We start from the raw sequence: 13,391 nt of genomic DNA, 5'->3' as shown, positions 1-13,391 counted from the left end.
AGCCGCTTGACAACGTTGTACAACGGGTTCAAGTGAACGTTCTCAACACGAGCGCGAATGGCGCGCCGTAACGGGGAGGATGGGAAATGCGTGACCTGAAGGCACGCGCACTTTCGCGATTGGTGATCGGCGTTTCGACGCTGGCAATCGCGACTGCGCCGGCATTTGCACAGGATTCGGACGCTGCGGCGCCGACCGATGAGGGCGAGGAAGTCGTCATCACCGGTATTCGGGCGAGCCTTGAAACGTCGATGAATATCAAGCGCGATGCCCAGGGCGTTGTCGATGCGATCTCGGCCGAGGATATCGGCAAGTTCCCCGACACGAACCTTGCCGAATCGCTTCAGCGCATCACCGGCGTTTCGATCGACCGGTCGAACGGCGAAGGATCGACCGTCACCGTCCGCGGCTTTGGTCCCGAATTCAACCTCGTCACGCTGAACGGTCGCCAGATGCCGACCTCGACGCTGGGCGATGGCGCGAGCCCGCCTTCGTCGCGTTCGTTCGATTTCGCCAACCTCGCGGCTGAGGGGATCGCCGGGGTCGAAGTGTACAAGACCGGACGTGCCTCGATCGCATCCGGCGGTATCGGCTCGTCGATCAATATCAAGACGCCGCGTCCGCTCGACAACCCCGGCCTGCGCGGCAGCATCGCGGTGAAGGGCGTGCTCGACACGTCATACAACCAGGGCGACGAGATCACTCCCGAAGTATCGGGTATCTTCAGCACGACCTTCATGGATGACAAGGTCGGCATCCTGCTGGCCGGATCGTACCAGCGGCGCAAGGCGAGCAACAACAGCTACAACACCGACTGGCGCGACGGCTATCTCGGTACCGAGAATAACTGGGGTTCGCTGCCCAACAACGCGCAGCAGCAGAACCGCCCGAGCGGCAACGACGTATATGAGGTGCCGCAGAACGGCTCGTACAACCTCAACGACATCGACCGCGAGCGGATCAACGGCCAGGCTGTCCTGCAATTCCGCCCGACCGAATCGCTGACCGCGACGTTCGACTACACCTATTCGCGCAACAAGGTTGAAGTTCGCAACAACAGCGTCGGCATCTGGTTCAATTTCAACAACGTGTCGAGTAACTGGACCGACGGCCCGATCGCCGGCCCGATCTTCTATTCCGAAGCGTTCGGCGCACTGGAGCGCAAGGACCTGTCGTACAGCGGTTCGCTGGTCGCCAACCAGAGCGAGAACCACTCGCTCGGCGGCAATCTGACCTGGGAAGCGCCCGGCGGGGTCACCGTCGTGCTCGACGCGCATCATTCGACCGCGGAATCGAAACCCACCAACAAATATGGTTCGAGCGTGTCGGTCGGAAACGCAGTGTTCGGCGTCGCGTCGCAGACGATCAACTTCGACACCGCGCTGCCCGTGATCTCCTACACCATGCATCCCGGGATCAACGCGCTCAATCCCGCGCTGATCACGCCGGGCGGCAACGCCTTCCGCAACGCCTATTTCCGGGACGAGATCAACCAGGTGCAGCTGCGCGGCAGCTACGACCATGATGGCGGTTTCCTGGACGGCATCGATTTCGGCATGGCCTATACCGAGAACAAGGTCCGGTCTGCCTATGGCTTTATCCAGAACGAGACATGGAGCGGTGCCGGCCCGGCATCGGACATTCCCGACGACATCTTCAGCCTGGTTTCGCTTCCGGACAAGTTCGCCGGAATGGATGGCGCGGCCAACATCATCCCGAGCCTGTACACGTTCGATTTCGAGCGGATGGTGGGGCTGATCGACGGTCTGTACGGCACCTGTCGCAATCCGCAGATCGGCAAGGCGGCGGCGGGCACCTGCCTTGCCGACTATACGGTCGACCGGCGGATCACGGAAAAGACCGTCTCGCCCTATTTCCAGTTCAGGGGCAAGTTCGGTGCATTCGGCAACGACGCGCACGTCGTCGCCGGACTGCGCTACGAGCATACCGACATCAATTCGTCCGCGCTGGTGCCGGTCCCGACCGGAACGTCGTGGAACGCGGCGAACGAATTTTACATCATCTATTCGGGTGACTCGGACTTCTCGAGGTTCAAGGGGTCGTATGAAAATTGGCTGCCCTCGGTCGATTTCGACATCTCGCCGACCGACGACATCAAGCTGCGTGCGTCGTACAGCCACACCATCACGCGCGCCGATTATGGCAGCTTGCAGGGTGGCCTGACGCTCGACGCGCAGTTCCGCATCGCCTTTGGTACCGGCAGCCGCGGCAACCCGGGTCTGCTCCCCTACAAGTCGAAGAATATCGACCTGTCGGCCGAGTGGTATTACGGTCGCAACAGCTATATTTCGGCTGGCTTCTTCCACAAGGATGTCGCGAACTTCATCTCGCAGGATCGCGTGACGGAGGGTGCATTCGGACTGCGCACCGTGGCAAACGGACCGCGCTACAATGCGGCTGTGGCCGCCGGCGCGGAAGCCACGACCTGTGGCATCCGCGGCTATATCTTCAACAATTATCCCGGCTCGGTTCAGGTTACCGGAACCGACCCCAGCGGTTGCCCGATCGGTCAGATCTATGCACTGCCCGAAGATCCGCTGCTGAACTTCCAGGTCAACACGCCGGTCAACAGCGACCAGACGGCAACGCTCTATGGCTTCGAATTCGCCATTCAGCACAGCTTCTGGGACACCGGCTTCGGCGCGATCCTGAACTATACGATCGTCCGCGGCGATGCGACGTTCGACGCAACCCAGCCGTCGACCGTGACCCAGTTCGCACTCCCCGGTCTCAGCGACAGTGCCAACGCGGTACTGTTCTATGACAAGGGCGGGTTGCAGGCGCGCGTCGCGTACAACTGGCGCCAGAAATTCCTCGCCGGAACCGGGGCCAACCCGTTCTATGTCCAGGATTACGGCCAGATCGATGCCAGCGCGAGCTATGAAGTCACCAAGGGCCTGACGGTCTTTGGCGAGGTCATCAACTTGACCGGCGAGAGCCGGCGTGGGCATCGCCGTTCGGACCGCAACGTGTTCTTCGCCTCGCCGGGCTTTGCCCGCTACGCGGCGGGCGTGCGGTTCAGCTTCTGACGGACCTCTCCCCCCGGCCACCCTCTTCGGAGGGTGGCCTTTTTTAGCCGGGGGGCCAAGCTGCGCGGGGGCGCGGCAAATCGGATGATGCAGGTGGATCAGGGCGTGCAGAACGTGGTCATTGTCGGCGGTGGAACCGCCGGATGGCTGGCCGCGTGCCTGATCGCCGCGCAGGCCGACCGGAATGCCGAACGGCCGCTGTCGGTGACGTTGATCGAATCCCCGGACATTGCGACCATCGGAGTGGGCGAGGGGACCTGGCCGACGATGCGGCGAACGCTGCAGCGGATCGGCATCGACGAAGCGGAGTTCCTCACCGCCTGCGACGCATCGTTCAAACAGGGGTCGCGCTTCATCGGCTGGGCCAATGGCGCGCCAGGCGATGCCTATTATCACCCGTTCAGCCCGCCCGTGGACGGCGATGCCCGCGCGCTGATCGCCGGATGGCGAGAGGCGGCGGGCAACCAGCCCTTTGCCGCTACAGTCTCGCCCCAGCCGGGGGTATGCGATCTGCACCTCGCGCCGCGCCAGCGTTCGATGCCCGGCTATGGCGGCGCGCTCAACTATGCCTATCATCTCGACGCCGCCAAGCTCGCCGCGCTGCTCGCGCGCCACGGCGTCGATCGGCTCGGCGTGCGGCATGTGCGCGGGCATGTCACCGGCGTCGAGACGCGGGAGGACGGGCATATCGCCGCCGTTCGCATCCGCGATGGTGATCCGATCTCCGGCGACCTGTTTATCGACTGCACCGGCCATGCCGCGATGCTGATCGGCGGGCATTTCGGCGTGCCGTTCATCGACCGCAGCGACGTGCTGTTCAACGACCGTGCGCTCGCGGTGCAGCTGCCCGTCGATCCCGCCAGCCCGATCGCGTCACAGACCGACGCCACCGCGCACGCCGCAGGATGGATCTGGGACATCGGCCTGCCGACGCGGCGCGGGGTCGGGTGCGTCTATGCCTCGGCCTATATGGACGACGATGCGGCCGCCGCGACGCTGGCCGGCTATCTCGGGCGCGACCCGGCGGAACTGGGCGCACGCAAGCTCAGCTTCCGGTCGGGGCATCGTGAACGCTTCTGGGAGCGCAACTGCGTCGCGGTCGGTCTGTCGGCGGGCTTCCTCGAACCGCTCGAGGCATCGGCAATCGTGCTGATCGAACTCTCGCTGGACGCGCTGCTCGACGGATTTCCCGCGACGCGCGGTGCGATGGACATCCATGCGCGCCGGTTCAACAGCCTGTTCCGCTATCGCTGGGACCGGATCGTCGAATTCCTCAAGCTCCATTATGTCCCGAGCGCGCGCACCGATCCCTATTGGCGCGCGCATTGCGACCCGGCATCGATCCCCGACCGGCTGAAGGAGTTGCTGGAGCTGTGGCGGCACCAGCCGCCGTCGATCGCGGATTTTCCGATGGTCGACGAAATCTTCCCCGCCGCCAGCCACCAGTTCGTCCTTTATGGCATGGGCTTCCCCGCGCCGCCGCCATCAGCCATCGCGACCGATATCGTCGGCGTCGCGCGCGGCATGGCGCAGGCGGCTCAGCGCGGCCGCGCGCTTGCCGCCAGCCTTCCCACCAACCGCGCCTATCTTGACGCGCTGCGCGCCGCCGCGCCACGCATGGCGCTGGAGATACCATGACCGACCACGCCGTCCTGACCCCCGAAGACCATCGCGACCTGCGCATCCGGCGCGAGCGTGACGCCGCCTATGGCGATGCGGTGATGTCCTGCATCACCACCCCCGACGAGTTCCGCCGGGTACAGGCACATTACCCGATCCTGTTCCGCCGCGATGTCGAGCGCGACGCCTTCATGGCGCTGGCGATGTTCGGGTTTCAGGATGGCGAGAACCTGTTCCTCAACGATGGCCATTGGGACGCGGACTATGTTCCGCTGACGATCGACATCCAGCCGTTCCTGATCGGCGGGCCGGCATCGGGCGACGGGCCGAAACAGGTCCATGTCGATCTCGCCAGCCCGCGCATCGCGGGCGACGAGGGCGTGCGCGTATTCGACGACACCGGTCGCCCGACCCCTTATCTGGAAACCATCGCCGAACAGCTCGGCGCGCTCGATGCGGGGTGGCAGGGATCGGCGGACTTCTTCGCCGCGCTGCGACGCCACGATCTGCTCGAACCGCTGACGCTGGAGATCACGCTTGACGACGGATCGACCAACAGCCTGGTCGGCTTCCATGCGGTGAATGAGGACCGGCTGCGCGCGCTCGACGGCGACGCGCTGGGCGACCTGCATCGCGACGGGCATCTGATGCCGCTGTTCATGGCGGTCGCGTCGATCGGCAATTTCACCGCGCTGATCGCGCGCAAGAACCGACGGAATGCGGATGGCTGAGGCTGATCCCGGGATCCTCACGGGCCTCGCGCAGGTGCCGGAAGTGCGGGTCGCGGACAGCGCCGCGCTCGATGCGCAGCTGCGCGTGGCAACCGCGCCGTTCGTGGTACGCGGGCTGGTGAAGGAGTGGCCGCTGGTCCGGGCGGGGCTGGAGTCGGGCCGCACCGCGCGCGACTATCTGCTGCGCCACCGCCGCGACGCGCAGTTCACCGTCGCGGTTGGCGCACCGGGGGATGACGGGCGCTTGTTCTACGATGCGGCAATGGCAATGAACTTCCGCACGCTCCGCGCCAAGCTCCCCGAGATTTTCGCCCAAATCGACGCGACCGAGGGAAGCGTCGACGCTCCCCCGATCTACCTCGCCTCGATCGATGTGCACGACTTCTTTCAGGGTCTGCACGAGGCCAATCACGTCGATCTGGGCGACCGCAACTGCCTCGCCAGCATCTGGATCGGCACGCGCACGCGGATCGCGGCGCACAACGACTTCCCCGCCAACCTCGCTTGTGTCGCGGCGGGTCGTCGCCGGTTCACGCTGTTCCCGCCCGATCAGTTCCGCAACCTCTATCTCGGCCCGGTCGACAACACCCCCCGCCGGCCGCGCGGTTAGCATGGTCGATTTCCATCATCCCGACTTCGCCGCCCATCCCAGGTTCCGCGAGGCGCTGGCGCACGCGCAGGTGGTCGAGCTGGAGCCGGGAGACGCGCTGCACATCCCGTCGATGTGGTACCACCATGTCGAGGGGCTGGAGCCGTTCAATATCCTGCTCAATTACTGGTGGCGTGAGGCGCCGATCTGGCTCGGCCAGCCGCAGGACGCGCTCAACCACGCGATGCTGTCGGTGCGCGACCTGCCGCCGGAGCAGAAGGCGCATTGGCGCGAGCTGTTCGACCATTATGTGTTCGACGCCGACGCCAGCGTCACCGCGCATATCCCGGAGGGCGGGCGCGGCATCCTCGACCCGATGACGCCCGAGGCGGCGTCGCGCATCCGATCCTATTTGCTGCGGCAGCTCGGCCGGTGAAGGAAGACTCGATGCAGAAGATCGTCGTCGCCGGGGGCGGCACCGCGGGCTGGATGGCCGCCGCCGCGATTGCGCGGACGATGGGGCGCACCGTCAGCGTGACGCTGGTGGAGTCCGACGCGATCGGCACGATCGGGGTGGGCGAATCCACGATCCCGCCGCTGGTCACCTACAACCGCCTGCTCGGCATCAACGAGGCGGAGTTCATGCGCGCCACCCAGGCGACGTTCAAGCTCGGCATATTGTTCGACAACTGGAAGGAGCCGGGCCACCGCTATTTCCACAGCTTCGGCTTCACCGGGAAGGATCACTGGTCGGCGGGCTTCCAGCATTTCTGGCTGGAGGCGCGCAGCAAGGGCCACACTCACAGTTACGACGATTATTGCCTCGAACTGGTCGCCGCGATGGAGAGCAAGTTCGCTCAGCTGCCCGATGACCGCGTCAACTATGCCTATCAGCTCGATTCCGGTCTCTACGCCCGCTTCCTGCGCCAGATGGCCGAGGGCGACGGCGTCACAAGGATCGAGGGCAAGATCGCACGCGTCGAGCTGGACGGCGAGAGCGGCGACATCGCCGCGCTGACGCTCGACAATGGCACCCGCGTCGCGGGCGACCTGTTCCTCGACTGCACCGGCTTTCGCGCGCTGCTGCTCGAGGGGGGCGTTGCACGCCGGTTACGACGACTGGACCCACTGGCTGCCCTGCGACAGTGCCATCGCGTTGCAGACCCCCAATGTCCGCCCGCCGGTCCCCTATACGCGCGCGATGGCGCATGATGCCGGCTGGCAATGGCGCATCCCGTTGCAGCACCGCACCGGCAACGGCATCGTCTATTGCAGCCGGTATCTCGACCATGACGCAGCGCTCGAACGGCTGCTCGACAATCTCGAGGGCGAGCCGCTGACCCCGCCCAACAAGCTGCGCTTCGTCACCGGCGCGCGGCGCAAGCAATGGCACCGCAACTGCGTCGCCATCGGCCTTGCCAGCGGGTTCATGGAGCCGCTCGAATCCACCTCGATCCACCTGATCCAGCGCGCCGTGCTGCGCCTGATCCGGATGATGCCGGCGCAGGGCCGGGTCAGCGAACGCGACATCGCCGAATTCAACGACCAGCAATTCCAGGACATGGAGCAGATCCGCGATTTCCTGATCCTTCACTACAAGGCAACCGACCGCCGCGATTCCGCCTTCTGGCGGCATTGCGCGTCGATGGAAGTGCCCGACAGCCTGACCCAGAAGATCGAGCTGTTCCGCGAAACCGGCCGCGTCTTCCGCCGCAATGACGAGTTGTTCGCCGAGAACAGCTGGGTCCAGGTGATGATGGGGCAGGGCATCGCGCCCAAGGCATGGCACCCGATCGCGGGCAAGATGACCGACGACGAACTCGACCGTACGCTCGCGCGCATCCGCGAGGATGTCCGCCGCACCGTTGACGGGCTTCCCGCCCATGCCGATTATGTCGCCCGCTATTGCGGCGCGGCCGAACCTGCGGCGGCCTGACCCGCACATGGCGCGTCGCAAGCAAGCGGTCACGATCAAGCATGTCGCAGCGGACGCCGGGGTGTCGCTGCAGACGGTGAGCCGCGTCATCAACAAGGAACCGAACGTCCGCCCCGAGATGATGGAGCGCGTGCAGGAATCGATCGCGCGGCTCGGCTATGTCCCGTCGATCGCGGCGCAGCGGATGAGCGGGTCGCGCTCCTACCTCATCATGGCGCTCAACGACCGCGAACGCACCATCGCCGGGTGGCGCGCGCGCGAGGGCACCGACTGGGTCGACCAGATGCTGCTCGGCGGCATGCTGACCTGTGCCGAACATGGTTATCGCCTGATCGTCGAGCTGGTCGACACGCATAGCGACCATATCGAGCGCGAGCTGTCCGCCGCGATCGCCGCGCTTCAGCCCGATGGCGTGCTGCTCACCCCGCCGCACTCGGCGAACCCTGAGATCATCGCGCTGCTCGACGCGGCGGGGATCGATCTGGCGCGGATCGGGTCGCTGACCGAAGGGCCGGGGTTCCGGCTGACGATGGGCGACGACATCGCGGCGGCAATGGCGACGCAGCACTTGGTCGAACTGGGCCATCAGCGGATCGGCTTCATCGCCGGCTCGCTCGAATATGAGCTGAGCGGGTGGCGCGTCGATGGCTGGCGCGGCGCGATGGCGGAGGCGGGACTGTCGACCGACGGGCTGCTGGCGCAGGGAGATTTCAGCATCGAATCCGGCCGCATCTGCGCGCCCGAGCTGATCGACGCCGGCGCGACCGCGATCATCGCCAGCAACGACCAGATGGCGCTGGCGACGCTGGAGGTGGCGCGCGCACGCGGCCTGTCGGTGCCGGGCGACCTGTCGATCATCAGCTTCGACGACACGCCGGTGGTGCGCTTTTCGCACCCTGCGATGACTGCGGTCGAACAGCCGATCGCGGCGGTCACCGCGCGCGCTGTAGAGCTGATCATCGGCGCGCGCGCGGGTCGCGAGACACCGGGCGCACCGGTGGTGGTCACGCCGGGGCTTGCCGTGCGCGAGTCCACCGCACCGCCGCGACCCTAGCCGTTCGGGCTGAGATCGATCCACAACGGATCGGATCAGCGTCCCGACGCAGCCAGCATTCGCTAACGTCGGCCGACCGCGCGGCGCGGCGGGGGCTTCGATGGGCGTTGCCAACTCCCTGTTCTACGGGGACAATCTCGATGTGATGCGGGCGCATTTCCCGGACGGGTGCGTCGATCTGGTCTATCTCGACCCGCCGTTCAACTCGAACGCCAACTACAATATCCTGTTCCGCTCACCGACCGGCAGCGACGCCGACGCACAGGTTCGGGCGTTCGAGGATAGGTGGCACTGGAACGACGCGGCGGAGGATGCCTTCGATCAGGTGATGCAGAGCGGCCACGCGCGCGCCTTCGACCTGCTCGCCGCGTTCCGCAGCGCGCTCGGCACCAACGACATGATGGCCTATCTCGCGATGATGGCGATCCGCCTGATCGAACTGCACCGCGTGCTCAAGGCAGAGGGCAGCCTCTATCTCCACTGCGACCCGACCGCGAGCCACTACCTCAAATTGCTGCTCGACGCTGTGTTCGGCGCCGAGCGCTTCCGCAACGAGATCACGTGGAAACGCACCGCCGCGCACAGCGATGGCGGGCGCTACGGGCGCAATACCGACACGATCCTGTTCTATGCGAAGGGGGCAAGGCCGCGCTGGAACCCGCTCTTCACCCCCTATGACGCCGACTATGCCGCGCGCTTCCGCAACCGCGACCCCGACGGGCGGCTGTGGATGGACGACAATCTGACCGCAAAGGGGCTGTCGGGCGGCGGGTACAGCTATGCGTACAAGGGCGTGACCTCCTATTGGCGCATGCCGGTCGAGACGATGGAGCGGCTGGACCGGGAGGGGCGGCTGCACTTCACCCGCACCGGCGGCATCCGGCTCAAACGCTATCTCGACGAAGCGCGCGGATCGCCGGTGCAGGCGCTGTGGACCGATATCCCCGCGCTCAACTCACAGGCGCAGGAGCGGCTGGGTTATCCCACGCAAAAGCCGATCGCGCTGCTGGAGCGGATCATCGCCGCATCGTCCGACCCCGGCGATCTGGTGCTCGACCCGTTTTGCGGCTGCGGCACCGCGGTGCATGCCGCGGAAAAGCTCGGGCGGCGCTGGGCGGGAATCGACGTGACCCACCTCGCCATCGGCCTCATTGAAAAGCGGATGCGCGCCGCCTTCCCCGGCGTGGCATTGCGGGTCGAGGGAACACCGCGCGACTGCGCCGCCGCCGCCGATCTCGCCCGGCGCGACCCGTACCAGTTCCAATGGTGGGCAGTGTCGATGATCGACGCGGTGCCGTTCGGCGGACGGCGTAAGGGCGCGGACGGCGGGATCGACGGCATCATCTACTTCCGCCCCGAACGCCGCCAGACCGCGCGCGCTCTGGTCTCGGTCAAGGGCGGCGAGCGCGTCGGCGTCGGCGTGGTCCGCGACCTCCACTCGGCAATGGAGCGCGAACGTGCCCCGATCGGCGTGGTCCTCACCCGCTCGTCTCCGTCCGCCCCGATGCTGCGCGAGGCGGCGGCGGTGGGGCGGTTCCATAGCGAGGCGACCGGGCGCAGTTATGCGCGGATGCAGATTTTGACGGTCGAGGAGCTGTTCCGCGGGCGCCGGCCGGACATTCCGCTGGTGGATCATGCGGCGGCGTTTCGGACGGCGCCGAGGGAGCGAGTGGGCGGGGAGCAGGCGGTGTTGTTTTAGTGGGGGGCTCACGGCTATCGGGCGGTAGGCGAATGGCTGGCGTTGCCCCTGCAATTTCGTAAGAGATGCTGACAGCAACCCCAAGAGTTTAGAGTGCGTCAGGGCGTGCGGAAACTAACCGTCGTTCTTGTCGTCAACGGTGATCCATGTCCACAGTCGCGCGCCTTCGATCGGGTAGACGACTTTCAGTGCGGTCGTCAGCATCCTCGTTTTCGATTCAGGCAGTAGATTTTGGCGCCTTCTGAAGAATAGGCGCTGCTGTGGATCGTCAGGCGTGTCGGGGCTGTCATTCAAGTTCCAGCCGTCCGCTTCCATTTGCATGACCGCCACATCGACATGGCTAGGTGGAACGTCGATGCGAAGTTGGACCAGATGATCGGCACTCGGATCCCACTCATCATCGCCGGTGCCATAAATCCAATAAACACCCTCAGGGTCAAGGACACGTTCTAGCGTTTTGTCAAAACTCTGGTCTGGGTTGATTTCGCTCACCTGTTGACGTTGCCGGATGCAACGAATGCGCGCAATGGGGTCGTTACCGACCATTCGTCCTGCACGCCCACCACACATTGCCCATCCGCCCCACTCCCCATACACCCGTCCCCAATGCCCGAAGACCTCACCCCCCATCCCCGCCGCGACCCTCGTCGTCTTCCGCGAGCGCGGCGACGGCCCGCCCGAGCTGCTGATGCTCGAACGCTCGGCGGCGATGCGGTTCGCCGGTGGGGCGGTGGTGTTTCCCGGCGGGCGGGTGGATGCGGGCGACCATGCCTTTGCCGCGACGCTCCCCGACGACCCCGACGACCTCGCCGCGCGGGTGGCGGCGGTGCGCGAAACCATCGAGGAGGCGGGGGTGGCGATCGGCGTCGACCTGCCCGACCTGCCGGCCGCGCGGCGTGCGCTCTATGACGGCATTCCGTTCGCGGAGGTGATCGCGGGAGCCAAGTTCGACCCCGCCGCGCTCGTTCCCTTCGCCCGCTGGCTGCCGCATCAGGGCGTCGCGCACCGCATCTTCGACACGCGCTTCTACCTCGCCCGCTGGCCCGATGGCGCGCCCGATCCGGCGGTGGACGGCAACGAGAACAGCCAGCTCTTCTGGTCGAGCGCGCGCGACACGCTCGCCGCTGCCGATGCGGGCAAGGTGCGCATGATCTTTCCGACGCGCCGCAACCTTGAGCGGCTGGCGCTGTTCAACAGTTTCGACGATGCGGTCGCCGACGCGCGGGCGCACCCAATCGAAACCATCACCCCCTGGATCGAGGCGCGCGACGGCGTGGACCATCTCTGCATTCCCGAAGGACTGGGCTACCCGGTCATCGCGCAAGCGCTGGGCGCCGCGCTGCGGGCATGAAGGCGCTGCGCACCACGATCGGCGCGATCGTCATCGCCGCATTGCTGCTGACGCTGGCGCTGCTGGTCTATGCGATGCTGCGCAACCGGCCCCAGGATCTGCCCTGGACCAAGCTCGACCTGTCCCAGCCGGTTGGCCTGTTCACCGGGCGCAAGATCACCGGGCTGACCGACGATTTCCCCGCCTGCCGCGCCGCGCTCGACAAAGCCGGCATTCGCTACACCGCCTTGCCCGCGCGCGACGAGGGGGAGGGGTGCGGCTATACCGATGCTGTCCGCTTCACCAAGGGCGGCGCGCGGCGGATCGGCTTCGCGCCCTCCGATCTGGGCGTGTCCTGCCCGGTCGCGGCGGGGCTAGCGGTATGGGAATGGGAAGTGGTCCAACCCGCCGCCCAGCGCATCTTCGGCCAGCGCGTCGCGGAGATCGAGCATTTCGGCAGCTACAACTGCCGCCGCATGTACAACCGCGAGGGCGCAAGCTGGAGCGAGCACGCCACCGCCGACGCCGTCGATATCGCGGCCTTCCGCCTGGCGGACGGCACGCGCATCACGCTGATCGGCGACTGGGCGGGGGAGGGGGAAAAGGCGCAATTCCTGCGCGCGGTGCGCGACGGCGGCTGCGACCTGTTCGCGACGGTGCTGTCACCGGACTACAACGAAGCGCACCGCGACCATTTCCACTTCGACCAGGCCGAACGCGGCGCGATGGGGTGGCGGGCCTGCCGCTAGGCAAGCCCGCTTGATATCTCAATTCGGCAGCGCCCCTGCCTCGACCTTCTCCACCCATTGCGGGTAGAAAGCCGGCTGGCGGTTCGACCAGCCCGACGCGGTCGCGGCGGCTTCGCTGATCGACTGGAGCAGCTTGCGGCGCAGGTCCGGGTGCAGGTGCGGCAGCGCCGCAGCCGAGCAGAAGGCGGCGGGGAGCCACGGGCGAACCTCGGCCCCGACCAGCCGCTCATACAGGAAGCGATAGGCCGAGAAGCTGGTCAGCCGACCCTGTGACAGGTCAAAGGCAGAAACGGTGATCAGCGGGGCGAGAAACGGCTCCATCGCGTCGAGCCCGCTATCGTCCGGAACGAGCGCGCGGATTTCGGGAAGCCGGTCATAGATATGCGCCTGGGCACGGATGCTGGCCGCTTCGACCACGTCGCGCGACCAGCGCTCCAGTGCGTCGTTGCGGTCGAGGCCGATGTCGAGCGCGCGGCGGATATAGCGCTGCGTCGCTGCGGCGAACCCCGCAAATTCCTTCATCTCGGCCAGGGTCATCGCCCCTTCGGCCGGCTTGCTCCGTGCACTCATCTCCTACACTCCCAACCCCACTCTATTGCCCACTCGCGATCATGCTCCCCGCATGGTTAACGA

Annotated in this window: 9 protein-coding genes and 2 pseudogenes; 9 read left to right on the top strand and 2 right to left on the bottom strand. The window is 66.1% G+C overall.

All coding sequences use genetic code 11. The annotated features are described in order from the left end of the window. The first annotated feature begins 86 nt into the window (after nucleotides 1–86). The 7 genes and pseudogenes from LRS08_RS04560 (at nucleotide 87) to LRS08_RS04525 (ending at nucleotide 10,679) form a co-directional block, all read left to right on the top strand. On the top strand, nucleotides 87–3,050 hold the full coding sequence (locus LRS08_RS04560) for a TonB-dependent receptor (protein ID WP_260481388.1): 2,964 nt from the start codon (nucleotides 87–89) through the stop codon (nucleotides 3,048–3,050). Nucleotides 3,051–3,134: 84 nt separating this feature from the next. Continuing rightward, nucleotides 3,135–4,688, top strand: a complete 1,554-nt coding sequence (locus LRS08_RS04555; protein ID WP_260481387.1) for a tryptophan halogenase family protein — start codon at nucleotides 3,135–3,137, stop codon at nucleotides 4,686–4,688. Then, the gene (locus LRS08_RS04550) at nucleotides 4,685–5,401 is read left to right on the top strand and encodes a SapC family protein (RefSeq protein WP_257844711.1); all 717 of its coding nucleotides are present in this window, start codon (nucleotides 4,685–4,687) and stop codon (nucleotides 5,399–5,401) included. Before LRS08_RS04555 ends, LRS08_RS04550 begins: the two co-directional genes overlap by 4 nt. Next, nucleotides 5,394–6,426: pseudogene (locus LRS08_RS04545) on the top strand (cupin-like domain-containing protein). The gene LRS08_RS04550 and the pseudogene LRS08_RS04545 overlap by 8 nt, the downstream one beginning before the upstream one ends. 11 nt (nucleotides 6,427–6,437) lie before the next feature. Next, nucleotides 6,438–7,926, top strand: a pseudogene (locus LRS08_RS20190) (tryptophan halogenase family protein). Between the two features lie 7 nt (nucleotides 7,927–7,933). Next, nucleotides 7,934–8,980 (top strand): LacI family DNA-binding transcriptional regulator, encoded by a 1,047-nt coding sequence (locus LRS08_RS04530; protein WP_257844713.1) that lies wholly within the window; start codon nucleotides 7,934–7,936, stop codon nucleotides 8,978–8,980. A gap of 100 nt (nucleotides 8,981–9,080) precedes the next feature. Further along, nucleotides 9,081–10,679 carry a site-specific DNA-methyltransferase gene (locus tag LRS08_RS04525; RefSeq protein ID WP_257844714.1) on the top strand — a complete coding sequence of 533 codons (1,599 nt, stop codon included), beginning with the start codon at nucleotides 9,081–9,083 and terminating at the stop codon, nucleotides 10,677–10,679. Nucleotides 10,680–10,793: 114 nt separating this feature from the next. Here LRS08_RS04525 and LRS08_RS04520 read toward each other — a convergent pair whose 3' ends face one another. Next, nucleotides 10,794–11,171 (bottom strand): hypothetical protein, encoded by a 378-nt coding sequence (locus LRS08_RS04520; RefSeq protein WP_257844715.1) that lies wholly within the window; start codon nucleotides 11,169–11,171, stop codon nucleotides 10,794–10,796. 76 nt (nucleotides 11,172–11,247) lie between these two features. On the opposite strand from LRS08_RS04520, the gene LRS08_RS04515 reads away from it, so the two are divergent. Then, nucleotides 11,248–12,030, top strand: a complete 783-nt coding sequence (locus LRS08_RS04515; RefSeq protein WP_409456291.1) for an NUDIX hydrolase — start codon at nucleotides 11,248–11,250, stop codon at nucleotides 12,028–12,030. Next, the gene (locus LRS08_RS04510; RefSeq protein WP_257844716.1) at nucleotides 12,027–12,758 is read left to right on the top strand and encodes an extensin family protein; all 732 of its coding nucleotides are present in this window, start codon (nucleotides 12,027–12,029) and stop codon (nucleotides 12,756–12,758) included. The genes LRS08_RS04515 and LRS08_RS04510 overlap by 4 nt, the downstream gene beginning before the upstream one ends. Before the next feature lie 18 nt (nucleotides 12,759–12,776). Here LRS08_RS04510 and LRS08_RS04505 read toward each other — a convergent pair whose 3' ends face one another. Then, a complete protein-coding gene (locus tag LRS08_RS04505; RefSeq protein WP_257844717.1) occupies nucleotides 12,777–13,328 on the bottom strand; it encodes a hypothetical protein in 552 nt (183 codons plus the stop codon). Nucleotides 13,329–13,391 lie beyond the last annotated feature (63 nt).

It is taken from the genome of Sphingomonas sp. J315 (genome assembly GCF_024666595.1).
Classification (GTDB): domain Bacteria; phylum Pseudomonadota; class Alphaproteobacteria; order Sphingomonadales; family Sphingomonadaceae; genus Sphingomonas.
This window is presented reverse-complemented; position numbering and strand designations above follow the sequence as displayed.